This is a genomic window from Streptomyces sp. NPDC031100, from assembly GCF_055570785.1.
The window spans coordinates 828,114-851,744 of record NZ_JBVIGN010000004.1 but is presented as its reverse complement, the minus strand read 5'-3'; the positions used below and the strand labels follow the sequence as shown (position 1 = coordinate 851,744).

The 23,631-nt window shown below is 67.6% G+C and carries 20 protein-coding genes; 10 read left to right on the top strand and 10 right to left on the bottom strand.

Features of this window, described 5'->3' with window-relative positions:
- Positions 1-88: 88 nt before the first annotated feature.
- From ACZ5DS_RS15780 to thyX, 3 genes are all read right to left on the bottom strand, one after another.
- Positions 89-1,774, bottom strand: coding sequence for a ribonuclease J (locus ACZ5DS_RS15780; protein WP_468238158.1), 1,686 nt, complete (start codon positions 1,772-1,774; stop codon positions 89-91).
- Between the two features lie 156 nt (positions 1,775-1,930).
- A complete protein-coding gene (dapA, locus tag ACZ5DS_RS15775) occupies positions 1,931-2,830 on the bottom strand; it encodes a 4-hydroxy-tetrahydrodipicolinate synthase (RefSeq protein WP_468238155.1) in 900 nt (299 codons plus the stop codon).
- 210 nt (positions 2,831-3,040) lie between these two features.
- Complete coding sequence (gene thyX, locus ACZ5DS_RS15770; protein ID WP_468238153.1) at positions 3,041-3,784, bottom strand: FAD-dependent thymidylate synthase; 744 nt, start codon at positions 3,782-3,784, stop codon at positions 3,041-3,043.
- Between the two features lie 158 nt (positions 3,785-3,942).
- Between thyX and ACZ5DS_RS15765 the strand changes: the two genes are divergently transcribed.
- Together ACZ5DS_RS15765 and ACZ5DS_RS15760 are read left to right on the top strand one after the other, a co-directional pair.
- Positions 3,943-4,179 carry a hypothetical protein gene (locus tag ACZ5DS_RS15765; protein ID WP_468238150.1) on the top strand — a complete coding sequence of 79 codons (237 nt, stop codon included), beginning with the start codon at positions 3,943-3,945 and terminating at the stop codon, positions 4,177-4,179.
- 90 nt (positions 4,180-4,269) lie between these two features.
- Complete coding sequence (locus tag ACZ5DS_RS15760) at positions 4,270-4,824, top strand: hypothetical protein (protein WP_468238147.1); 555 nt, start codon at positions 4,270-4,272, stop codon at positions 4,822-4,824.
- Positions 4,825-4,934: 110 nt separating this feature from the next.
- Here ACZ5DS_RS15760 and ACZ5DS_RS15755 read toward each other — a convergent pair whose 3' ends face one another.
- The 7 genes from ACZ5DS_RS15755 to eccD all read right to left on the bottom strand — a co-directional run bounded on the left by ACZ5DS_RS15755 (position 4,935) and on the right by eccD (position 12,519).
- Positions 4,935-5,249, bottom strand: coding sequence for a hypothetical protein (locus ACZ5DS_RS15755; RefSeq protein WP_468238144.1), 315 nt, complete (start codon positions 5,247-5,249; stop codon positions 4,935-4,937).
- Positions 5,250-5,406: 157 nt separating this feature from the next.
- Positions 5,407-5,859 carry a hypothetical protein gene (locus tag ACZ5DS_RS15750; RefSeq protein WP_468238142.1) on the bottom strand — a complete coding sequence of 151 codons (453 nt, stop codon included), beginning with the start codon at positions 5,857-5,859 and terminating at the stop codon, positions 5,407-5,409.
- A gap of 13 nt (positions 5,860-5,872) precedes the next feature.
- On the bottom strand, positions 5,873-6,625 hold the full coding sequence (gene dapB, locus ACZ5DS_RS15745) for a 4-hydroxy-tetrahydrodipicolinate reductase (protein WP_468238138.1): 753 nt from the start codon (positions 6,623-6,625) through the stop codon (positions 5,873-5,875).
- 26 nt (positions 6,626-6,651) lie between these two features.
- Complete coding sequence (locus tag ACZ5DS_RS15740) at positions 6,652-8,031, bottom strand: M16 family metallopeptidase (RefSeq protein ID WP_468238135.1); 1,380 nt, start codon at positions 8,029-8,031, stop codon at positions 6,652-6,654.
- Positions 8,028-10,247, bottom strand: a complete 2,220-nt coding sequence (locus ACZ5DS_RS15735) for a polyribonucleotide nucleotidyltransferase (RefSeq protein ID WP_468238132.1) — start codon at positions 10,245-10,247, stop codon at positions 8,028-8,030. Before ACZ5DS_RS15735 ends, ACZ5DS_RS15740 begins: the two co-directional genes overlap by 4 nt.
- Before the next feature lie 325 nt (positions 10,248-10,572).
- The gene (gene rpsO / locus ACZ5DS_RS15730) at positions 10,573-10,860 is read right to left on the bottom strand and encodes a 30S ribosomal protein S15 (RefSeq protein WP_030619140.1); all 288 of its coding nucleotides are present in this window, start codon (positions 10,858-10,860) and stop codon (positions 10,573-10,575) included.
- 189 nt (positions 10,861-11,049) lie between these two features.
- Positions 11,050-12,519, bottom strand: coding sequence for a type VII secretion integral membrane protein EccD (gene eccD / locus ACZ5DS_RS15725; protein WP_468238130.1), 1,470 nt, complete (start codon positions 12,517-12,519; stop codon positions 11,050-11,052).
- Positions 12,520-12,681: 162 nt separating this feature from the next.
- Between eccD and eccCa the strand changes: the two genes are divergently transcribed.
- From eccCa to ACZ5DS_RS15685, 8 genes are all read left to right on the top strand, one after another.
- Entirely contained in the window at positions 12,682-16,644 is a 3,963-nt protein-coding gene (gene eccCa, locus ACZ5DS_RS15720) for a type VII secretion protein EccCa (protein ID WP_468238127.1), read from the top strand.
- Between the two features lie 69 nt (positions 16,645-16,713).
- Positions 16,714-17,235, top strand: coding sequence for a hypothetical protein (locus ACZ5DS_RS15715; protein WP_468238124.1), 522 nt, complete (start codon positions 16,714-16,716; stop codon positions 17,233-17,235).
- Complete coding sequence (locus ACZ5DS_RS15710) at positions 17,235-18,779, top strand: WXG100 family type VII secretion target (RefSeq protein WP_468238121.1); 1,545 nt, start codon at positions 17,235-17,237, stop codon at positions 18,777-18,779. The genes ACZ5DS_RS15715 and ACZ5DS_RS15710 overlap by 1 nt, the downstream gene beginning before the upstream one ends.
- 29 nt (positions 18,780-18,808) lie before the next feature.
- Positions 18,809-20,194, top strand: coding sequence for a type VII secretion-associated serine protease mycosin (gene mycP, locus ACZ5DS_RS15705; protein WP_468238118.1), 1,386 nt, complete (start codon positions 18,809-18,811; stop codon positions 20,192-20,194).
- 59 nt (positions 20,195-20,253) lie between these two features.
- Positions 20,254-20,694, top strand: a complete 441-nt coding sequence (locus ACZ5DS_RS15700; RefSeq protein ID WP_468238115.1) for a hypothetical protein — start codon at positions 20,254-20,256, stop codon at positions 20,692-20,694.
- 2 nt (positions 20,695-20,696) lie between these two features.
- The gene (locus tag ACZ5DS_RS15695) at positions 20,697-22,478 is read left to right on the top strand and encodes an alpha/beta hydrolase (protein WP_468238113.1); all 1,782 of its coding nucleotides are present in this window, start codon (positions 20,697-20,699) and stop codon (positions 22,476-22,478) included.
- Positions 22,475-23,041, top strand: coding sequence for a hypothetical protein (locus ACZ5DS_RS15690; RefSeq protein WP_468238110.1), 567 nt, complete (start codon positions 22,475-22,477; stop codon positions 23,039-23,041). Before ACZ5DS_RS15695 ends, ACZ5DS_RS15690 begins: the two co-directional genes overlap by 4 nt.
- A 171-nt stretch (positions 23,042-23,212) precedes the next feature.
- Positions 23,213-23,629: a hypothetical protein gene (locus tag ACZ5DS_RS15685; protein ID WP_450689578.1), complete on the top strand. Its 417-nt coding sequence runs from the start codon at positions 23,213-23,215 to the stop codon at positions 23,627-23,629.
- Positions 23,630-23,631: the final 2 nt, after the last annotated feature.

The following is a 23,631-nucleotide window of genomic DNA, read 5'->3' as shown; positions in this document are numbered from 1 at the left end:
GGGGGGGCCAGCGGGTATAGCTCCTGCGAGCCCCCCCCCCCCCCCCCCCCCCCCCCCCCCCCCCCCCCAAGTTCACGCGGACGAGGTGTCAGACCTCCACCACGACCGGCAGGATCATCGGCCTGCGGCGATACGTGTCGGAGACCCACTTGCCGAGGGTGCGCCGAATGAGTTGCTGCAGCTGGTGGGGCTCCACCACGCCGTCCTGGGCCGAGCGCTCCAAGGTCTCCGTGATCTTCGGGATCACGTCGGCGAAGGCCGCGTCCTCGATCCCGGAACCGCGGGCCTGGACGTACGGGCCACCGGTGATCTTGCCGGTGGACGAGTCCACGACCACGAAGACCGAGATGATGCCCTCGTCACCGAGGATCTTGCGGTCCTTCAGGGCCGGCTCGCCCACATCACCGACGGAGAGGCCGTCGACGTAGACGTAACCCGCCTGGACCTTGCCCGAGATCTTCGCCTTGCCCTCGATCAGGTCGACCGCCACGCCGTCCTCGGCGATGACGATCCGGTCGTGCGGGACTCCCGTCAGCGCGCCCAGTTCGGCGTTGGCGCGCAGATGGCGCCATTCGCCGTGGACCGGCATCAGGTTCCGCGGGCGGCAGATGTTGTAGAAGTACAGCAGCTCGCCGGCGGAGGCGTGGCCGGAAACATGCACCTTGGCGTTGCCCTTGTGGACGACGTTGGCGCCCCAGCGGGTCAGGCCGTTGATCACGCGGTAGACCGCGTTCTCGTTTCCGGGGATGAGGGACGAGGCCAGGATGACCGTGTCGCCGTCGACGATGCGGATCTGGTGGTCACGGTTGGCCATGCGGGACAGGGCCGCCATCGGCTCGCCCTGGGAGCCCGTGCAGACCAGGACCACCTCGTCGTCCGGCAGGTCGTCCAGCGTCTTGACGTCGACCACCAGGCCCGGCGGGACCTTCAGATAGCCGAGGTCACGGGCGATGCCCATGTTGCGGACCATCGAGCGGCCGACGAAGGCGACCCGGCGGCCGTACTCGTGCGCCGCGTCCAGAATCTGCTGGATGCGGTGGACGTGGCTGGCGAAGCTCGCCACGATGATCCGCTTGCGGGCGCTCGCGAAGACCTGGCGCAGGACGTTGGAGATGTCCCGCTCGTGCGGGGTGAAGCCCGGGACCTCGGCGTTCGTGGAGTCGGTGAGGAGGAGGTCGATGCCCTCCTCGCTCAGCCGCGCGAACGCGTGCAGGTCGGTGAGGCGGTTGTCCAGCGGGAGCTGGTCCATCTTGAAGTCGCCGGTGTGCACCGCCATGCCGGCGGGGGTGCGGATGGCGACCGCCAGGGCGTCCGGGATGGAGTGGTTGACCGCGATGAACTCGCAGTCGAAGGGGCCGATGCGCTCGCGGTTCCCCTCCGCCACCTCCAGGGTGTACGGGCGGATCCGGTGCTCCTGGAGCTTGGCCTCGATGAGGGCGAGGGTCAGCTTGGAGCCGATCAGCGGGATGTCCGGCTTCTCGCGGAGCAGGAACGGGACGCCACCGATGTGGTCCTCGTGGCCGTGCGTGAGGACGATGCCCTCGATGTCGTCGAGACGGTCCCGGATGGACGAGAAGTCCGGCAGGATCAGGTCGATTCCGGGCTGCTCCTCCTCCGGGAAGAGCACTCCGCAGTCGACGATCAGCAGGCGGCCGCCGTACTCGAAGACCGTCATGTTCCGGCCGATCTCGCCGAGACCGCCGAGCGGGGTGACCCGCAGGCCGCCCTCGGGGAGCGGCGGGGGCGGGCCGAGTTCAGGATGCGGATGACTCAAAAGACTCTCCTCACCACGCGCGCCACGTACCGGTCGGGCACGTGGCGCGCATGACGTTCGTGCAGAAGCAGTTGTCGTTGTGTGGTGCGGGCACCGGTGGCCCGCGTATGCGGTTGTCGATTCAGTTGTGAAGCTCGGGTGGTGCCAAGTCTGTTGTCAGAGCTGTACCCCGCCGGCGGCAAGATCGATCTTGAGCTGGGCGATCTCCTCGGGCGAGCACTCGACCATGGGGGCGCGCAGGGGGCCTGCGGGCAGGCCCTGGAGGGCGAGCGCGGCCTTGGTGGTCATGACGCCCTGGGTGCGGAACATGCCGGTGTAGACCGGGAGCAGCTTCTGGTGGATCTCGGTGGCCTTGACGACGTCGCCCGAGGTGTACGCCTCGACGAGGGCGCGCAGGTCGGGGGTGACGACGTGACCGACGACCGAGACGAAGCCGACCGCGCCCACGGAGAGCAGGGGCAGGTTCAGCATGTCGTCGCCGGAGTACCAGGCGAGGCCGGACCGGGCGATGGCCCAGCTGGCGCGGCCGAGGTCGCCCTTGGCGTCCTTGTTGGCGACGATCCGGGGGTGCTCGGCGAGGCGGACGAGCGTCTCGGTGCTGATCGGGACGCCGCTGCGGCCGGGGATGTCGTAGAGCATGACCGGCAGGCCGGTGGTGTCCGCGACGGCCGTGAAGTGCCGGTAGAGGCCCTCCTGCGGGGGCTTGTTGTAGTACGGCGTGACGACCAGCAGGCCGTGTGCGCCGATGCGCTCGGCTTCGCGGGCCAGCTCGATGCTGTGGTGGGTGTCGTTGGTGCCGACGCCGGCCACGATGTGGGCACGGTCGCCGACCGCCTCCAGTACGGCTCGTACGAGGTCCGATTTCTCCGCGTCGGTGGTGGTGGGGGACTCGCCGGTGGTGCCGTTGATGATCAGGCCGTCGTTGCCTGCGTCCACCAGGTGGGTGGCGAGCCGCTGCGCGCCGTCGAGGTCGAGTGCGCCGTCCGCCGTGAAGGGCGTGACCATGGCGGTAAGGACCCGCCCGAAGGGGGTCTGCGGAGTCGAGGTCGGAGCCATGGGTAACACGCTACTCGGTGCTCCAAGCGTGGTCTGCCCTTGGGGTGCCGGGAAAGTCAGGACAAATGTGGAGCCCGGCACTGCCTGCTCGGGGGTTCAAGCAGTGCCGGGTCCGTTTGATCAGGCTAGATGAACTTCTCCAAATGCCGCAATACGGACACTTCGCCCGGCTGATGCGTACATCCGTTCCGCGCGGGGAACAGGGCTTCGTTACGGGGCCACACGGCCGTTCGCATTGAAGGCGGCATAGGTCAGCGGCATGAGCCGGGCCCACTCCGCCTCCATCTTCTCGCCGACCATCTCGATCTCCCGCTGCGGGAAGGACGGCACCTTGGCCAGCTCGTGCTGGGTGCGCAGGCCGAGGAAGTGCATCAGGGAGCGGGCGTTGCAGGTGGCGTACATGGAGGAGAAGAGACCGACCGGGAGGACCGAGCGGGCGACCTCGCGGGCGACGCCCTCGGCGAGCAGCTTCTGGTAGGCCGCGTACGCCTGCTCGTAGGACTCCTCCAGGGTGCTACGCACCGTCTCGTGCTGGGCCGGGGTGCCCTCGACGAAGACGTACTTGCCCGGGCGGCCCTCCTGCACGAGCTTGCGGGACGCGTCGGGGACGTAGAAGACCGGCTCGAGCTCCCGGTAGCGACCCGACTCCTCGTTGTACGACCAGCCGACCCGGTGCCGCATGAACTCGCGGAACACGAAGATCGGGGCGCTGATGAAGAAGGTCATCGAGTTGTGCTCGAACGGGCTGCCGTGCCGGTCGCGCATCAGGTAGTTGATCAGGCCCTTGGAGCGCTCGGGGTCCTTCTTCAGCTCGTCCAGGGACTGCTCGCCGAGCGTGGAGACGCGGGCGGCGAAGAGGACGTCGGCATCCGAAGCGCTGGACTTCACGAGCTCGACGGTGACGTCACTGCGCAGGGTGAGCGACTCGGGGGTGGTCACGGGGGTCCTTCCCATCACTTCTTCAGGTTCGCGCCCACTGTACGGGGGACCACTGACAGACCCCGAACCGTGACCTTGCCGTGGATTTTTTCGGACATGGGCACCTTTTGTGTCACTCGAGCGTCTGTACCGGTGAGACCCACACGTTCGGCCCCGAGAGGAGACGTACCCCCATGTTCCGTCGGCGTGAGCCCGTGCCCTTCGCCTTCCTGGCCGAGGCCGACAGGTTCCGCAGCAATGTCACTCCCCCGCCCCGGCAGCGCTCGTCCGCCGGTCAGATAGCGGGGCGCTGGCTGCTCGGCCTCACCGTGGTCGCCGGGCTGGTCGGCTCGGTGATCCTCGGCACGCCCGCCCTGTCCACGCCGTCCAGCACGCCGGCCCAGCAGTCCCAGGCCTCACAGGGGCGCTGACCCTTCCGGCCGCCCAAGGGTGGTGGGCGGGAACACGGCCGGATAGCCTCACCGGGCACAGCCCATGCAAGGAATGAGTGAGGACCAGCCGTGCCCCTGCCCTTCCTGACGGCCGACCGCACTTTCGAGGCGGCATCCGAGAGCCCGCTGCCGTACGACGACCGGGACCGCTGGCGGCGCCCCTACCGGCCCGGGCCCGGGCGTGTGGGCGGGGCGGCGCTGGGGCTGCTGCTCTCCTCGTTCGTGCTGTTCGCGGCCGTCCTCATCGCTCTGACCGGCACGATGTCCTCGGCCGGCGTCGTCTTCGGCGTGGCGCTGGTGGTCATCGCGGGCGCGCTGCGGATGCTGCGCATGGGCGTGTGGGTGAGCACGCACGGGCTGCGCCAGGTGGGCCTCCTGCTCACGCGCACGACGCCGTGGACGCGGGTGCTCTCGGTGCGCACGGCACAGCAGCCGGTGCGCTGGCTGGGCCTGCCGCGCACGGTGCAGGGGCAGGCCCTGGTGCTCGTACGCGGGGACCGGGCCCCCGGGGACACTCCGCCGCTGCTGACCACGCACGGCCTGGACTTCCTGAACCGCCCCGCGGCCTTCGACCGGGCGGCGGACACGGTGGAGGCGTGGGCCGCGGAGTACGGGCGCGGCTGACCGCCGTAGGCATGGCGAAGGGGCCGGTCCGCGGCGATGCGGACCGGCCCCTTCGTCTTTTCGCGAGTGCGGTGGCATCCGAGCCGCGCCGCGGACCCGCCGCATGACCGTCAGTCGTTGACAAACTTCACGAGCTTGCGCACGAGCTTGACGACGACCCAGACGACGAGGCATCCCACGACGAGCAGGACCAGGATCGCCTGCCACAGGGGCATCTTCTTCTTTCCGGTGGACGAGCTGCCGTCGTTGCCGGTGCGGGAGTAACCGCCGCCACTCGACTTGCTGTAGCTGCCGCCCTTGCTGACGCCACCACGGCTCTTGCTGATGCCACCACCGCCGCTGCTGCCACCGCCTCGCTGCGCCGACAGCGCGACGTACGAGACGGCGTCATGCGCCGGCGCCGCCTGGGCCGTGGCGGGTGCCACCCCGAAGAGGGCGCCGATCAGGAGGAGTGCGGTTGCCGGGCGCCTGAGAGATCCCCGTGAAGGTGAGTCGGAACGATGATCGCGCCAGGGCGCAGCGTTGCACCCTAGGGCATGGATCGGTGCTGTCGAAACTCGTCGTACCGACTGCCTGCGGCTCTCAGGCCTGGACCGGCTTGCCGTCGTGCAGGGTGATGGCGCGCTGCATCGCCTTGCGGGCGCGCGGGGTGTCCCGGGCGTCGTGGTAGGCGACGGCGAGCCGGAACCAGCTGCGCCAGTCGTCCGGGGCCGCCTCCGTCTCGGCCTTGCGCTTGGCGAACACCTCGTCGGCCGAGTCGCGGTCGATACGGCCGCCGGGGGTGCGCTTCAGCTCGTCGACGGGCAGGCCGCCCTCGGCGTCGAGTTCGGCGGCGAGCTGGTTGGCCTTGCGGACGAACTGGGTGTTCTTCCACAGGAACCACAGCCCGATGACCGGCAGGATCAGCACGGCGACCCCGAAGGTGACGGTGAGGACCGTGCCGGACTGGATGAGCATGACGCCGCGGCTGCCGACCAGGACGAAGTAGAAGACCAGGACGGCGGCCGTGACGAGGTAGGAGATCTTCGCGCGCATGACGTCTTCGGGCTCAGCTCAGATCCAGGAAGTGCTCCAGGCCGAAGGTCAGGCCCGGAGTCGAGACCACGCGGCGGGCGCCGAGCAGGATGCCCGGCATGAAGCTGCTGTGGTGCAGGGAGTCGTGGCGGATGGTGAGGGTCTCGCCCTCGCCGCCGAGCAGCACCTCCTGGTGGGCCAGGAGGCCGCGCAGGCGCACGGCGTGGACCGGGACGCCGTCCACGTCCGCCCCGCGGGCGCCGTCCAGGGCGGTGACCGTGGCGTCCGGCGCCGGGGCCGTACCGGCCTGGCGGCGGGCCTCGGCGATGAGCTGGGCGGTGCGCGTGGCGGTCCCCGAGGGGGCGTCCACCTTGTTCGGGTGGTGCAGCTCGACGACCTCCACCGACTCGAAGTACGGCGCGGCGATCTGCGCGAACTTCATGGTCAGCACCGCACCGATGGAGAAGTTCGGGGCGATGAGCACACCCGTCTCCGGGGACTGGGCGAGCCAGCCCTTGAGCTGTGCGAGGCGCTCGTCGGTCCAGCCCGTCGTACCGACGACCGCGTGGATGCCGTGGCGCACGCAGAAGTCCAGGTTGCCCATCACGGAGGCCGGGGTGGTCAGTTCGACGGCGACCTGGGCACCGGTCTCCGCCAGCGTCTCCAGCTTGTCGCCCCGGCCGAGGGCGGCGACCAGTTCCATGTCCTCGGCGGCCTCGACCGCCCGTGCCGCCTCGGACCCGATCCGGCCCTTGGCACCGAGGACCGCCACGCGCAGCTTGCTCATGTTCCTGCTTCCTAACCGGTGGTGTTTCAGGCGACGGCGTCGTGCAGCCGGGCGGCCTGCTTGTCCTTGAGCGGGCCGATGACCGACAGCGACGGGCGCTGTCCCAGGATCTCGCGGGCGACCGACCGGACCTCGTCCGGGGTGACCGCCGCTATCCGGGCCAGCATGTCGTCGACGGACATCTGCTCGCCCCAGCACAGCTCGCTCTTGCCGATACGGTTCATCAGCGCGCCCGTGTCCTCCAGACCCAGGACGGTGGAGCCCTGGAGCTGGCCGATGGCGCGGCCGATCTCGTCGTCGGAGAGCCCGTTGGCCGCGACGTGGTCGAGTTCGTCCCGGCAGATCTTCAGCACGTCGTGCACCTGGCTCGGGCGGCAGCCGGCGTAGACGCCGAACAGGCCGCAGTCCGCGAAGCCGGAGGTGTACGAGTACACGCTGTAGGCGAGGCCGCGCTTCTCCCGGACCTCCTGGAAGAGGCGGGAGGACATGCCGCCGCCGAGGGCGGTGTTGAGCACGCCCATGGCCCAGCGGCGGTCGTCGGTGCGGGCGAGCCCCGGCATGCCCAGGACCACATGCGCCTGCTCGGTCTTGCGGCCGAGCAGCTCGACCTTGCCGGCCGTGCGGATCGTACGGCGTCCGTCGCGCGGGGCGATGGGCTGGGCGTCGAGGTTCTTGAAGGCGCCCGCCTTCTCGAAGGCCGCGCGGACCTGTCGTACGACCTTGTTGTGGTCGATGTTGCCGGCGCAGGCGACCACGAGGTGGGTCGGGTCGTAGTGCTTCTTGTAGAAGCGGCGAATGCGGTCGGCGGTGAGGGCGTTGACCGTGTCGACCGTGCCGAGAACGGGGCGGCCGAGGGCGTTGTCGCCGAACATCGTGTGCGCGAACAGGTCGTGCACGCAGTCGCCCGGGTCGTCCTCGGTCATCGCGATCTCTTCGAGGATCGCGCCGCGCTCGACGTTGACGTCCTCTTCGAGGATGAGCGAGCCGGTCAGCATGTCGCAGACGACGTCGATGGCGAGCGGCAGGTCGGTGTCGAGCACGCGCGCGTAGTAGCACGTGTACTCCTTGGCCGTGAACGCGTTCATCTCGCCGCCGACCGCGTCGACGGCCGAGGAGATGTCCAGCGCGGACCTGCGGTCGGTGCCCTTGAAGAGCAGGTGCTCCAGGTAGTGCGTGGCGCCGTTCAGGGCCCGTGTCTCGTCGCGCGAGCCGACGTGCGCCCAGATGCCGAAGGTCGCCGAGCGCACGGAGGGCAGGGTCTCGGTGACGATGCGCAGGCCGCCCGGGAGGGTGGTCTTGCGGACCGTACCGATGCCGTTCGTGCCCTGGATGAGGGTTTGGGTACGGGCGACGGCCCGCGCCTCCGAAGAGGTGCGGGCCGTCGCCTTGGAGCTACGGGACGTCACTGCTCGGCGTCGTCCTTGTCCTGCTCGTTGCCTTCCTCGCCCTCGATCACGGGGATGAGGGAGAGCTTGCCGCGGGAGTCGATCTCGGCGATCTCGACCTGGACCTTCTGGCCCACGCCGACGACGTCCTCGACGTTCTCCACGCGCTTGCCGCCGGCGAGCTTGCGGATCTGCGAGATGTGCAGCAGACCGTCCTTGCCGGGCAGCAGGGAGACGAACGCACCGAAGGTGGTCGTCTTCACGACCGTACCGAGGTATCGCTCGCCGACCTCGGGCATCGTCGGGTTGGCGATGCCGTTGATCGTGGCGCGGGCGGCCTCGGCGGACGGGCCGTCGGCGGCACCGATGTAGATCGTGCCGTCGTCCTCGATGGTGATCTCGGCGCCCGTGTCCTCCTGGATCTGGTTGATCATCTTGCCCTTGGGGCCGATGACCTCACCGATCTTGTCGACCGGGATCTTGACGGTGATGATCCGCGGGGCGTGCGGGGACATCTCGTCGGGCCGGTCGATGGCCTCCATCATCACGTCGAGGATGTGGAGACGGGCGTCGCGGGCCTGCTTGAGGGCCGCGGCCAGGACGGAGGCCGGGATGCCGTCCAGCTTGGTGTCGAGCTGGAGGGCGGTCACGAACTCCTTGGTGCCGGCGACCTTGAAGTCCATGTCGCCGAAGGCGTCCTCCGCACCGAGGATGTCGGTGAGGGTGACGTAGTGCGTCTCGCCGTCGATCTCCTGGGAGATCAGACCCATGGCGATACCGGCGACCGGGGCCTTCAGCGGCACACCGGCGTTCAGCAGCGACATGGTGGAGGCGCAGACCGAGCCCATGGACGTCGAACCGTTGGAGCCGAGGGCCTCGGACACCTGACGGATCGCGTACGGGAACTCCTCGCGCGTGGGCAGCACCGGCACGAGCGCACGCTCGGCGAGGGCGCCGTGACCGATCTCGCGGCGCTTCGGGGAGCCGACGCGGCCGGTCTCACCGGTGGAGTACGGCGGGAAGTTGTAGTTGTGCATGTAGCGCTTGCGGGTCACCGGCGAGAGGGTGTCCAGCTGCTGCTCCATGCGGAGCATGTTGAGGGTGGTGACGCCCAGGATCTGGGTCTCGCCACGCTCGAACAGGGCCGAACCGTGGACCCGCGGGATGGCCTCGACCTCGGCGGCCAGCGTACGGATGTCCGTCACGCCACGGCCGTCGATGCGCTTCTTCTCCTTGATGACGCGCTCGCGGACCAGGGTCTTGGTCAGCGAGCGGTACGCGGCGGAGATCTCCTTCTCGCGGCCCTCGAACTCCGGCAGGAGCTTCTCGGCGGCCAGGCCCTTGACGCGGTCCAGCTCGGCCTCGCGCTCCTGCTTGCCGGCGATGGTGAGCGCCTGCGCCAGCTCGGGGCGGACGGCGGCCGTCAGCGCCTCGAGGACGTCGTCCTGGTAGTCCAGGAAGATCGGGAACTCGGCGGTCGGCTTGGCGGCCTTCGACGCGAGGTCGGCCTGGGCCTTGCACAGGACCTTGATGAAGGGCTTCGCGGCGTCCAGACCGGCGGCGACGACCTCCTCGGTCGGCGCCTCGGCGCCGCCCTCGATCAGCTTGATGGTCCCGTCGGTGGCCTCGGCCTCGACCATCATGATCGCGACGTCGCCGTCCTCCAGGGCGCGGCCGGCGACCACCATGTCGAAGACGGCGTCCTCGAGCTCGGTGTGCGTCGGGAACGCAACCCACTGGCCGCGGATCAGCGCGACGCGGACGCCGCCGATCGGGCCGGAGAAGGGCAGACCGGCCAGCTGCGTGGACGCGGACGCGGCGTTGATCGCGACGACGTCGTACAGGTGGTCGGGGTTGAGCGCCATGACCGTGGCGACAACCTGGATTTCATTGCGCAGGCCCTTCTTGAAGGACGGGCGCAGCGGGCGGTCGATGAGGCGGCAGGTGAGGATCGCGTCCTCGGAGGGACGGCCCTCACGGCGGAAGAAGCTGCCGGGGATCTTGCCGGCGGCGTACATCCGCTCCTCGACGTCCACCGTCAGCGGGAAGAAGTCGAGCTGGTCCTTGGGCTGCTTGGAGGCGGTGGTGGCCGACAGCACCATGGTGTCGTCGTCCAGGTACGCCACGGCGGAACCGGCGGCCTGCTTGGCCAGGCGGCCCGTCTCGAAGCGGATGGTACGGGTGCCGAAGGCGCCGTTGTCGATGACGGCCTCGGCGTAGTGGGTCTCGTTCTCCACTAGCGTTTTCTCCTCGTCTTCGTCCCTCGGCTGCCCGTGTGACAGGGGGACGGTTACGGAGAAGCGCGCCGTGCGGTGCGGGCCGGTCTTCGATCGAAGCACCCGGGGCTCGCTTCCCCCGGGGGCCACTACCGAGGACCGGCGGCGGCGAGGTGCGCTTCTCCTCATTTCTTGTCGTGCTGTGTCGTCCGTAATGCGTTGTGCTACCACACTACAAAGCGTGAGTGACACTCCGCACGTTTCCGCCCTGACGACGAGGGCTTCCTGCATACGGCAAAGGGAGCGGCCCCGGAGTCCTTCCGGGAACCGCTCCCCTCACGGCGTCTTACTTGGCGCCCGCCGCACCGCGGCGGATGCCCAGGCGGTCGACCAGCGTACGGAAGCGCTGGATGTCCTTCTTCGCCAGGTACTGCAGCAGGCGACGGCGCTGACCGACCAGGATCAGCAGACCACGGCGGGAGTGGTGGTCGTGCTTGTGGGTCTTGAGGTGCTCCGTCAGGTCGGAGATCCGACGGGAGAGCAGAGCGACCTGGACCTCGGGGGAGCCGGTGTCACCCTCCTTGGTACCGAACTCGGCGATGATCTGCTTCTTCGTAGCGGCGTCGAGCGACACGCGTTCTCCTCATAGTCTTCTGATGGCCACCGAGTGCCCCCGGTCTACGTCTCGGGGGAGCTTCCACAACTCGGGAGGCGGGGATCCGCTGGGCGCGGCCTCCAGAGCCCTGTCAGGGGGTTCCGGGGGTGCGTACACGAACGGTCGTCACTCAGGGTACCAGTGCCTGCGGGCAGCTCCCGCTCCGCACTAGCCGACCATTGAACGTACGTCCTCCAGGACGCCCAGCACCGCGAGGCAGAGCGGTACCAGAGCGAGCAGGACGGCGCCCTCGGCCAGGTCGAGGAAACGGCCCCAGAAGGGGGACAGGCCCTTGCGCGGGACGATCAGGCCGATCGCGGTGATCAGTACGGCCCCTGCGGCGACGGCTGCCGTGAGCCAGGCGGTGCGCAGGTCGAGAGCGCCGCGGTCGTGATGCAGGACGAAGTCGGCGAGGGCGTCGGAGGGCGGGTTCAGAGCGAGGCCGAGCAGCAGCAGTGCGACAGCCGCGAGACCGGCGAGCAGGACGCAGGACACCTGGGAGGTGTAGCGGAAGAGGCGCGCGCGGATCAGCATGGCCAAGCCCGTGGCGAGGGCGAGCAGCTGCCCCCAGACGTTGTCGGAGAAGCCGAGGACGGCGACAGAGGCGACCACCAGTGCCGCCGTGCCGCCGACCAGGCCCAGCAGCATCTCGTGGCCCCGCCGAGCCTGTGCGGCGATGCGCTCGGCGTCGAGCGGATCGGTGCCCGCAGCCTGCGTCGGGTCGGGGTCGAAGTCGTCGTCGTTGGCGGAGCGCGGGGAGGCGTAGCCGATGGGCAGCCGGGCGAAGCGGGCGGAGAGGCCGGGCAGGAACGCGACCAGGCCGATCGCCACCGGGGCACACACCGACGCGGCGCCCGTGGCGGAGGCGTTGGTGAGGATGGCCACGAAGGTGGCCAGGGTGCCGGCCGTCGCCAAGAAGGAAGCGGCCACGAAAGGCGCGTCCCCGCCGGGCGTGAGCGCCACGAGGACGACCGAGGCGACCAGGACGGCTACACAGCCCAGCATGAACTGGAGCTTCCCCGGTCCCTGGCCGACCGAGGGGCCGATGATCCCGGAGCCCGCGATCATCAACAGCGGCAGCGCGCCGAGCCCCACGGCGACGGCGGCGGCCCGGTCGCCGTACACCCGCGCGCGTACGCCGGCGAATGCGGTCAGGAGCACACCGAGGCCACCGGCGATGATCCCGGGCAGCCCGTGCATGTCATGACGGACGGGGTCGGCGTACCAGACGACGAAACCGCACAGCAGCAACAGCAGCGCGCCGCCGATGAGGCCCGCGACACGCAGCAGATCGTCACTCCACAGGTGCCGGTCGCGTACGACGGCGGAGGCGACGGCGTCCGAGACATCGTCGTAGACCGCGGGCGGGAGGGACTCGGCGAAGGGTCGCAGGCTGAGAACCTCGCCATCGAGAACCCGTTCGTCGCCAAGGGTCCGGGCGCTGTCGAGGACCCGGCCGTCACGACGCACGAGGTGGTACCCGGTCGGGGTGCCAACGGCCTGGGCCTGTCCCGTCAGGCGCAGGATCTCCGGATAGATGTCGGCCACGGCGATGTCCACCGGGAGCGCCACGTCGATACGGCTGTCGGGCGCCACGACAGTGACTCTGCAGAATCCCGTCGTCGCTGTCGTACTCACCTTCACAGACCCCCTGTTCGCGGATGCGCACGCTGCGGGCGTCACCCTACCGGGAGCCGGTGTCGGTGGTGACCAGTAGGATCCCGGACAAGCGGAGGACAGCCGTCGCCACGGGGGTGCCGGTGATCAACCGATCGTCCGTACAAGAGGATTGATGCTCCGGTGAGCCAGATCGTCATCAAGCGCCCGCCACGCGCACTGCCGCCCGAAGTGTCCTCGGATGAGGTGCAATTGGAGGCTCCTCCCGAGCTGCCACGCGGGCAGCAGGAGGGCATGCTGATGCAGGTCCTGCCGACCCTCGGCATGGGCTCCTCCGTGGTGTTCTACTTCGCTTCGCCGAACGCCCATCCCTTCATGCGGATCATGGGTGTCGTGATGCTCGTGTCGACAGCCGCGATGGTGGTCTCGCAGATCATCCGCCACCGACGCGGTACGCAAGGGCAAATGGCCGACGTCCGCAGGGACTACCTCCGCTACCTGGCCCAGACGCGGCGCACGGTCCGCAAGACAGCACTGCGCCAGCGCGATGCACAGCTGTATCTGCACCCGGCCCCGGACCAGCTGTGGTCGCTGGCCGCCGAGGGAAGCCGGGTGTGGGAGAGGCGCATCGGCGACGAGGACTTCGGCCAGGTGCGCATCGGTCTGGGCCCGCAGCAGTTGGCCACTCCCCTGGTGGCACCGCAGACCGCGCCCGTGGACGAGCTGGAACCGCTGTGCGCCGGAGCCATGCAGCAATTCTTGGCGGTGCACGGCCAGCTGGACGGACTGCCGGTGGCGCTGTCGCTGCGCGCCTTCTACCACCTGACGGTCTCCGGCGACCCGGAAGGCGCCCAGTCGGCGGCCCGGGCGCTGGTCGCGCAGGCGACCACCCTGCACTCCCCTGACGATCTGATCGTGGTCGTGGTGGCCGCGAGGGGCGCCGTGGCCCGCTGGGACTGGACCAAGTGGCTGCCGCACTGCCAGCTGGCGGGTCAGTTCGACGGCGCGGGCACACGGCGGCTGTTCAGCGACGACCTGGGTGAACTCGAGCAGTTGCTCGCCGGCCGCCTCGATGGCCGCCCTCGGTTCAGCCGCGGCGGTCAGCAGCTGCTGGACCAGCCGCACATCCTCGTGGTCCTGGACGGCGGTGTGGTTCCGCCCACATCCGCGTTCGCGGCGACGGAGGGGCTCCAGGGAGTGACGATCGTGGAGGTCGTCCCCGGTGAGCTCGACCAGCCACGAGGCGACCTGTCGATCGTCGTACGGCCGGAGAGGCTGCGCCTGGACTCCGGCGGGGGCGTCGCCTTCGAGGGTGTGCCCGACAGCCTGTCCCTGCCGGCCGCCGAGGCACTGGCTCGGCAGCTCGCCCCCCTGCGCATGGGCGGCGGGGACGACGACGAACCACTGCTGGCGAACCTGGACTTCACCGACCTGCTGAGCCTCGGCGACGCCGCCTCCGTGGACGTCCAGCGCACCTGGCGGCCGCGTTCCATGCCCGAGCGGCTGCGCGTGCCGATCGGCGTCGGGGAGGACGGCCAGCCCGTGATGCTCGACCTCAAGGAGGCCGCGCAGGACGGCATGGGTCCGCACGGCCTGTGCGTGGGCGCGACCGGCTCCGGAAAGTCGGAGCTGCTGCGCACCCTGGTGCTGGGTCTCGCGGTGACGCACTCCTCGGAGACGCTGAATTTCGTCCTCGCCGACTTCAAGGGCGGCGCCACCTTCGCCGGCATGTCGCAGATGCCGCACGTCGCCGCCGTGATCACCAACCTCTCCGACGACCTCACCCTGGTCGACCGCATGGGGGACGCGATCCGGGGCGAGCTGCAGCGGCGCCAGGAGCTGCTGCGCTCGGCAGGCAACTACGCCAACATCCACGACTACGAGAAGGCGCGCGCCGCGGGCGCTCCTCTGGAGCCGCTCGCGTCGCTCGTCCTGGTGATCGACGAGTTCAGCGAACTCCTCACAGCCAAGCCGGACTTCATCGACATGTTCATCCAGATCGGTCGCATCGGCCGCTCGCTGGGTGTGCATCTGCTGCTCGCTTCGCAGCGCCTGGAGGAGGGCCGCCTGCGCGGTCTCGACACCTACCTGTCGTACCGCATCGGTCTGCGGACATTCTCGGCTGCCGAGTCCCGGGCAGCCCTGGGCGTTCCGGACGCCTATCACCTTCCCTCCGTCCCCGGTTCCGGGTACCTGAAGTTCGGCACGGACGAGATGGTGCGTTTCAAGGCGGCCTACGTCTCGGGGACGTACCGCGCGGGCGGTCCCGAAGTCACGCAGGGCAGCCTGCCCATCGACCGCCGGCCCGCGCACTTCACGGCACTTCCCGTGCCGATGGCCTACGTGGCGCCAGACCCGGCGCAGATGCAGGCCCAGGCCGTCCGTCCGGAGGACGACGCGCTGGCCGACACCGTGCTGGACGTGATCGTGCAGCGCCTGGAGGGCCAGGGTGTTCCCGCGCACCAGGTATGGCTGCCTCCGCTCGACGAGGCGCCCACACTGGACCAGCTGCTACCGGCACTCTCCGTCTCGCCGGACCGCGGCCTGCAGGCACCCGAATACACGCGCCTGGGCGCACTGACGGTCCCCATCGGCCTGATCGACAAGCCCTTCGAGCAGAAGCGCGAGGTGTTGTACCGGGACTTTTCCGGCGCAGCCGGCCACATGATGGTCGTGGGTGGCCCGCAATCCGGAAAGTCGACGCTCCTGCGCACACTGATCGGATCGTTCGCCCTCACGCACACCCCGCACGAGGTGCAGTTCTACTGCCTCGACTTCGGTGGCGGAGGTCTCGCGGCCCTCTCGGACCTGCCTCACATGGGCGGTGTGGCGTCCAGGCTCGACCCTGAGAAGGTCCGCCGCACGGTCGCCGAGGTGGCGGGCATCCTCAACCGCCGCGAGCAGTTCTTCCGCTCCAACGGAATCGACTCCGTCGCGACATACCGCAGGCGTCGCGCGGCCGGCGAGCTGCCGGGCGAGGCCTGGGGGGACGTCTTCCTGGTCATCGACGGCTGGGGCAACTTCAAGACCGACTACGAGGGCCTTGAAGGCGTCGTCAACGACATCGCCGGCCGAGGCCTTGGCTACGGCGTCCACGTCGTCGTCTCGGCGTCGCGCTACATGGAGGTCCGGGCGGCTCTGAAGGACCAGATCCTGGGCCGACTGGAGCTGCGCCTCGGTGACCCGATGGACTCCGAGTTCGACCGCAAGGTCGCCGTGAACGTCCCGGCAGGCGTGCCCGGTCGCGGGCAAGTGGCAGAGAAGCTGCACTTCATGACGGCGCTGCCGCGCATCGACTCCTCACCGTCGCCGGACAACCTCGCCGAGGCGACGACCCAGTTCGTCCAGGCGGTCGGGGCCAACTGGCAGGGCCCCGCAGCACCCGGGGTGCGACTGCTGCCCCGCAAGCTGCCCGCCGACCAGTTGCCCAAGGGGTTCGAGTTCCCGCAGCACGGCATTGCGATCGGCATCGACGAGGCGAATCTGGAGCCTGTCTTCGTCGATCTCGACACGGATCCGTTCTTCCTCGTCTTCGGCGAGAGCGAATCCGGCAAGACCAACCTTCTGCGGCTGATCGCCAAGCAGATCGCGGAGCGGTACACGCCCGCCGAGGCCCGCATCGTGGTCGGTGACTACCGGCGCACGATGTTGGAGGCAATCTCCGAGGAGCACCTGCTCGAGTACGCACCCATGTCGTCGGCGATGCAGGTCCACATGGACGCGATCCGCCAGTTCATGGAGATGCGGACGCCGAAGCCGGACATCACACCCCAGCAGCTTCGCGACCGCAGCTGGTGGACCGGCCCACAGTTGTTCGTCATCATCGACGACTACGAGTTGGTGGCCACCAACTCGGGCAATCCGCTGGCCCAGTTGGTGGATCACCTTCCCTACGCCCGTGATGTCGGCGTCAAGTTCATCATCGCCCGCAGCGCAGCCGGCGCCTCGCGCGCCATGTACGAGTCGTTCATGCAGCGGGTGAAGGAGCTGGGCGCGCAGGGTGTGGTCCTGTCGGGTGATCCGAGCGAGGGTGACATCCTGGGCACCGTCCGGGCACGTCCGATGCCCCCGGGCCGTGGCGTGTTCGTGTCCCGCAAGCGCGGAACGGCGCTGATTCAGCTGGGATTGCTTCCGCAACGCCACTAGAGTGATTGATCGAGTATTTCTTCCGTTCGAGCGAACGGAGTGAACGGGGAGAACGGGGAGGCGGCAGAGGTGAGTTCGTACGGGGGCGACGGCGGTGCGGGCAGCGCGAGCGGCGCGCCCGACACCGGCAAGTCCTTCGACACCTTGTCGGGGGTAAATCCGCAGATGGCGTTGGACATCCAGCACAACGCCATGAAGAACTTCAAGAAGCGCGTCGACGAACTGCTCATCGAGCTGGAGAAGTCGGAGGCGGCTCCGGGCAAGGTGGGCGACGACCGTCTGCCGCGCACCCAGCTGGGCTCCTCCGACTTCAAGGAAGCACAGTTTCTCTACGACTCGTACACCATCGTCCACGACGAGTTGGAGAACCTCTCGAAGGCGCTGAGCGCCCAGATCGAGGGGATGGGGCTGGCTGTGCACGCCTCGCGGGTCGGCTACCAGAGCCTGGATGAGGACATCAAGGCGCGGATGAGGGCGGTCAACGCGGAGGCGGAGAGGTACTACGACGCTGACCGGGATCCGTACGCGGACCAGCGCACCACGTCGGCGAAGTCGTCCGCCCCTGCGGCCGGTAGCGAGGAGGGCCTGTAATGGGTGATCAGCCCAAGCGGCGGGAACCGAAGCTCGCCCGTACCGATTTTGAGTCCATGACTCACGAGCAGCTAGCAGCCATGCTCGGTGAGGCGAGCTCTGCCGGCGCATCTCACCTGGCGGGCAAGCTCTCCAAGGCAGCGTCCACCATTTCCAAGATCGGCGACGACTTGATGAAGCACGTCAAGGATCTGGAGTGGCAGGGTCAGGCCGGTGACGCCTTCCGGGACTGGGGCGGACAGACGGCGAGCGCGACGCTTCGACTGGGGCAGTATGCCGAGGTGGCATCGCGCTGGATGGGCACAGTCTCCCAATCCATCGCCGAGGCCAAGGCAGCCATGCCAGCTACCTCCGAGACAACCCAGGCAAAGGCCAACCTGGCCGATGCCCGCGAGGCGATCGCCGCGGCAAGACAGCCAGGTGCCCACAACGACCCGGACGCTCGGCAGCTAGCCCAGACCGCGCAGACCGACGCGACGGCTGCCCAGAAGCAGATCGATGCGGCTCGCTTCGAAGCGGTCCAGCAGATGCGGAAGCTGGCACAGTCGTACGAGTACTCGGCGCAGCAGGTGAACAGTGTTACGCCGCCTACGTTTTCGCCGCCGGCGGGGCGGACGGGGACGGAAGATTGGTGGCATGACGATTCTGAACACATCTCCGTAGGCTCGGGGGGGTCCTCGACAGCCAGCCAGGTGGGCGCAGGCTCAGCCATGGGTGGCGGCGGTTCTGTGCACCACAGCGCTCAGCCGATTCACACAGGCCCGCAGACCGTCATCGGCCATGCTGCACCCGAACACACAAGCCGAGAAAACCGGCCTACTCAGCCTGTTGACATGGGAATCGACAGCGCGGACACACTGCCCCGTACGTCGCCGCCTCCGGTCTCCCCGACGCCGACGAGCATCCCTCACCGCGAGGTACCGCTGCCTCATCAGCCGACCCCGCTGCCTCCGACCTTCAACGGTGGAGGGCGTGAAATCGGCTCGCCTCCCCCCGCACGTGTTCCGGCCTCTGGTCGTCTTCCGCAGGTTCCTGGGCCGTTGAAGCCGACCGGAAGCATGCCGCGCATGCCTCGCGAGACGGGAATCGTCGGCGGTCGCCCTGTCACGAACACGGGACGCCCGGCGAACGGCATTCCACGGGGAACGGTCATCGGCAAGGAGAACGTCCAGGGCCGGTCCCCCATGGGGCGAGGTATGTCTCCAGGCATGCCGGCCGGCGGCGCCGCTCGTTCCGCCGGCGGGTTGAGCGGAGGGCGTCGCCTTGCGTCGGAAACGGGCGGAGTCGTCGGCAACCGCACTGGAGTGCCCGGCCGTAGCAGCGGACGTCCGTTCACCGCTGGCGGTTCGGGACTCGTCCGACCGTCGTCCAATGCCAACGAATCAACGCATGGCTCGGCGGTCGGCCGCACAGGAGTTTCGGGCCAGACACCAGGTTCACGCAGTGGTCAGCAGCGGGATGGAGAACGGCCCGACTACCTGGTCGAGGACGAAGAGACCTGGACGCGGGACAGTCGCCGAACTCTTCCTCCAGTAGTCGATTGAGTCCGAGCCCATATCTCCCAGGAAGACATATGCGTACCAGAGGCAAGTGGACGCCGCGCCCCCTGTCGACCGCATCAGCCGTTCTCGGCCTGTTGCTCGTCGGCGTCGCTGCAACCCCCGCCCACGCGGACTCTATCCGTTCACAGCAATGGCATCTCGATGCCATGCATGCCCAAGAGATGTGGAAGACCAGCACGGGCCGTGGCGTCACGGTGGCGGTCATCGACTCCGGTGTCGACGATTCTCTTGCCGATCTCAAAGGCCAGGTTTTGAACGGCAAGGACTACTCCAGCCAACGCGGTGATGAGCACACCGATCTCGCCGGCCATGGAACTGGTATTGCCGCGCTCATAGCAGCCACAGGGGCGCGAGGGCCGCTGAACGGATCATACGGTCTCGCGCCGGGAGCGAAGATCCTCCCCATCCGCATGCGTTACGCCACGGAGGACTACGGGCAGGTCGACAACAAGGCGGAATTCTCCCGCATTCTGACCCAGGCAATTCGCTACGCAGCAGACAGTCCAGCACAGATCATCAACATGTCGCTGGGCAGTTCCAACGCACCAGGCACGGACAACGTCGGGACCCCTGAACTGGCGTCAGCCGTCAGGTACGCCCTCTCCAAGGGCAAGCTTCTGTTCGCCAGCGTGGGGAACAGTGGAGACACGTCCAACTTGTTGGCATATCCGGGGGCGACTCCCGGCGTTGTAGGCGTCGGCGCGATCACAGAGAGCGTCAAACGAGCCCCGTTTTCCGAGCATGGAGCGCAAGTCGATATCACGGCACCTGGTACCAATATGGTTCACGCATGCCCTGGCAGCACAGAGGTATGCAAATCCAAAGGCACCAGTGACGCCACGGCCATCGCCTCCGCCTCTGCCGCCCTCATCTGGTCCAAGCACCCAGACTGGACAAACAATCAAGTCCTGCGCGTGCTCATCAACACGATGAAGGGCAACGAGAAGAAATGGACGCGTAACGACGACTTCGGATACGGCATCGTCCGCCCGCGTGTCGCCCTCCAGACCCCCGGTGATCCGGGCCCCGCCGACGAATACCCGCTTCCCGACTTGGCCGCAGCGGCGTCCAAGTCTCCGTCTCCCAAGGCGTCGGAGTCTGCTGGCTCAGCAAGTGCTGGCAAGACCAATGACAAGCCTGAAGCTGCGGCCTCGCAGACAAACGACAGCGGGAACACCCCGCTGTGGATCGGCCTGGGCATCGCAGCCGCCGCGCTCCTCGGAGCCGCCATCACGGTCCAGGTCCTCCGCGCCCGTCGCCACTCGCCATCCACGCCGGCGTCAAACGTCCCGCCAATGCCACCGGGATACTCGCCCTACGCACCTCAGGCCCCGCACCAGCCATCTGCACCGCAGCCCCCATACCAACCGCCTCACACCCCCGGACAGTCCGGTTGATCGCGCAATCAACCGTTATACACCGTTCCGGAACGACCATTAGGAAAATGAGGTCTCCTGTGTCCTTTGAAGAGCAATGGGCGTCTGCGCGCGAGCAGGCCGCGACTGGGGCACAGGGCTCCGATAGCTCCGCGATGACGCTGGCGTCCGCCGACGCAGGCACGAGCGGGGGCGGTCGGCTGGTGTATCTCAAGTACCCGTGGACCAATGGAGCCAGAATTCTCGGTGAGCTGAGAACCACTACGAACACCTCTGTGACACAGCTTGCCGACGCGAAGAGCGGGACAGCGACAGGCACCGATGGCCTCACGTCCGTCCTGGCCCTCGATGCGGTCCGCGACAGCTGGCACCGTCGGCTCAAGGCCGTTCGCGACGAATGCGAGAACCTGGAGCAGCCCATGCGACAGGCTGCCAAGGATCATGGCGAGAACGAAGCCAGGATCAAAGCTGCTGTAGCTGCGGAACGCATGGCCGGCAAGCGCTTCGAGAGGGGCCAGTAGCCGTGGTCACCCTCGCTCAGCTCCGCAATCTCAAGCTGTCCGAGCTCACGGACGAGGCCCACGACTGGTCCGCCATCAGCAACCGTTCCTTCTCGTCCCGTGACCGGGTCACCAACGAGATCGCAGCCGACCTGGACGTGACTCAGGTTGGTGAGGCGTCCACTTGGGCGATCGCAGGACTCAACCGTCTTAGCAAGAACTACCAGTACATTTACACCGAGTGTGGACTGATCAGCGCCGCACTCACCGGTCTGGCCGAGGAACTGGCACCGTTGCAACGCCAGTTGCTCAACGCGTTGGAAGACGCCAAGCATTCGGGCTTCGAAGTGTACGACGACGGCTCCGTGCGCTATCCGGAGGGGAGTTCCGGTGACACCCAAATACCCGGTGACACCGTCGCCGGCAACAGCGGGTTCTTCGGCAAGGCAATGGGCAGCGCCGCCGCGATGGCCAATCAGAATCCCCATGCGATCGCGGCTCAAGGCATCGCGGACACGATCGCAAGTGCTCTGGCACAGGCAACCGAGATCGATGAGCAGTACACAAAGGCTCTACGTCGCTTGAAGGCAGCGGAAGGGCTTGATGTCACCGATTCGACCTGGGCAGACGTCAGCGGTGACGCGGCGGCCGTGCACAGTGCAGCGGACGACGTTCTCAAGGACGACATCCCGACCGATCAGTCCCCGGCCGAACGCAAGAAGTGGTGGGACGGTCTCAGCAAAGAGCAACAGACGGAGTATCTGGCCGTCTACCCAGACACCATCGGAAACCTGGACGGTATCCCCGCCGTTGCTCGCGACGAGGCGAACCGCCTGTACCTTCCACAGCTCATGGGGAAGTTGGCAGCTCAGGGAGATGAGACTTCCCTGGCCAAGCTGGACGCTTTGCGAAGCATCGATGAGCAGCTCAATGCCGGAGGCCAGCCCCCGATGTTCCTGCTGGGTGTCGGAGATGAAGGGAACGGGCGCGCAATCGTATCCTTCGGCAATCCGGACCTCTCGAAGAATGTTTCAGCCTACGTCCCTGGACTGGGTACAAAGCTCGACGGAGGCTTCGCGGACGGCACTGTGAAGCGAGCCAGGGACACGGCTATCGGCGCCCGGGAAATCGACCCGTCCAGCGCCTCGATCGTCTGGCTTGGCTATGACGCACCACAAGGTGCGGACGTCGGCACCCCAGCGGATGCACAAAGGGGCGCACCCGCCTACCAGAGGTTCATGAGCGGCCTTGCTACCACCCACGAGAACCCCGACCTGCACCTCACCGCCATCGGGCATTCCTACGGTTCCCTGACGGTCGGAACGGCGAGCAAACAGCCAGGCGGCATGCCGGATGTGGACGACTACATCCTTCTGGGCAGCCCCGGCGTGGGCGTGGACCACGCCGAAGATCTGGGCGTCGGCAAGCAGCATGTCTTTGTCGGAGCTGCAGAGAACGACCTTGTCACCAAGGCACCCTCGGCAGGGGAAGTCGTCCACGGAGCCGTCCGAGGCGCGCAAGGCTACGTCGTGGGAGGGCCGATCGGTGGCCTTCTGGGCGCCGCATGGGGCGCGCATGAGGCCGATCCTGGTAGCAACCAGAACTGGTTCGGGACCGATCCCGCCAGTGAAGAATTCGGCGCGACGCGCTTCCGGACGGAAACGGGGCCGAACGCGTTCACACACTTCACGTTCGAAGCCCACTCCAATTACTTCAACCCTGAGAAGGATCAGATGTCTGCCGACAGCATTGCCAACATCGTCGCGGGCAATCCGGGCGGCATTACCCCGGAGGTGCGCCGATGAAAATTCGACTCATCGTGGCCTCAGCACTCATAGCGTTGGCGACGGGTTGCGGTCTGATCGGTAGCGAAGAAGGCAAGACGCCAGACATGAACATGCAGGAAGCAGCGGATCGAGCCGACACCCTCCTTGCGGACACCATGGACTCGATCAACCCCGAGGTGAAGTGGGCACACGGGGTCTCCACGGACCTCAGCTGCTCGGTCTCCAGGCGGGTATCCGTGACAACTGTTATTTCCGCCGAACGAAGGGGGAGCTTCCTTGGTGTTGTGGAGCACTACTGGGAGAAAAAGGGGTTCACTCACCGCGGCTCAAATAAGAGCGAAAAGACTCCGGCCACCTACTTCCTGACGCCGGACAACTTCCAGATCCGATTGGCATTTGGGTATCAGGGACAGGCTCATTTTGAGGTGACAACTCCCTGTGTCGAAAAATCGGCTGTCGCTCCGCCGAAGTCAAGGCCCGGAGCGCCTGAATACGATGGTTCTGAGCCGCCATTGCCGAGCGAGCATTCTGACTTCTGGTCCGTGAAGGCTCCTGCGCCGGCAACTCCTTCACCCGAGTGAACCCGTAACGGCCTGCCCACTGCCATATCGGGTCCCTCGCCGGACTGGAAGATTCTTCGGTACCTGCCCTTCGATCCACCCCAAAGTCACGTCACTGGCACCTGATCACCCGAGGGAGTGCCGACCCGCCCGGGACACGACCAGTGGTCGGTGACAGCCGAGAGGACCACCATGTCGTTCGATGAGATGTGGGGACAGGCGCGCAGCACTGCCGCAGCCCGCCAGCACAGCAGCATGCAGTTGAATCAGCTTCCTGCAGATCCCGGGGGATCTGCTCCGGGGAAGACGCTCGTCGCGGATTCCGGATTTCTTAGGCATCGGGCTAAGAACGCGGAGACCGTACGCGACGACTTCTCCAAAGTAGATAATGATGCTGTCAAGGAAACCGATCAGGTTGGCGGCAGCTTGAAGGGTTTCAAATCCGGACCGGCCTTCTCCACCTTCCTGACACGGTGGCGCGGACAGATGAAATACGTGGAGGGGCTGCTCCAGAGCGACATCGCCGTCGCCTTGCGTTCCAGCGCGAACGATTACGCGGCACGTGAGCAGAAGGAAAAGGCTCGCCACGGCAGCGAGAAGCTCAAGTGACA

What these genes read in the sequence shown, in the direction of transcription:
- thyX (WP_468238153.1), bottom strand. Translation starts at nt 3,784, where the DNA reads ATGGGAAGGACCCCCGTGACCACCCCCGAGTCGCTCACCCTGCGCAGT.
- mycP (WP_468238118.1), top strand. Translation starts at nt 18,809, where the DNA reads ATGCGTACCAGAGGCAAGTGGACGCCGCGCCCCCTGTCGACCGCATCA.
- ACZ5DS_RS15765 (WP_468238150.1), top strand. Translation starts at nt 3,943, where the DNA reads ATGTTCCGTCGGCGTGAGCCCGTGCCCTTCGCCTTCCTGGCCGAGGCC.
- ACZ5DS_RS15710 (WP_468238121.1), top strand. Translation starts at nt 17,235, where the DNA reads ATGGGTGATCAGCCCAAGCGGCGGGAACCGAAGCTCGCCCGTACCGAT.
- ACZ5DS_RS15690 (WP_468238110.1), top strand. Translation starts at nt 22,475, where the DNA reads ATGAAAATTCGACTCATCGTGGCCTCAGCACTCATAGCGTTGGCGACG.
- dapB (WP_468238138.1), bottom strand. Translation starts at nt 6,625, where the DNA reads ATGAGCAAGCTGCGCGTGGCGGTCCTCGGTGCCAAGGGCCGGATCGGG.
- dapA (WP_468238155.1), bottom strand. Translation starts at nt 2,830, where the DNA reads ATGGCTCCGACCTCGACTCCGCAGACCCCCTTCGGGCGGGTCCTTACC.
- ACZ5DS_RS15685 (WP_450689578.1), top strand. Translation starts at nt 23,213, where the DNA reads ATGTCGTTCGATGAGATGTGGGGACAGGCGCGCAGCACTGCCGCAGCC.
- ACZ5DS_RS15750 (WP_468238142.1), bottom strand. Translation starts at nt 5,859, where the DNA reads ATGCGCGCGAAGATCTCCTACCTCGTCACGGCCGCCGTCCTGGTCTTC.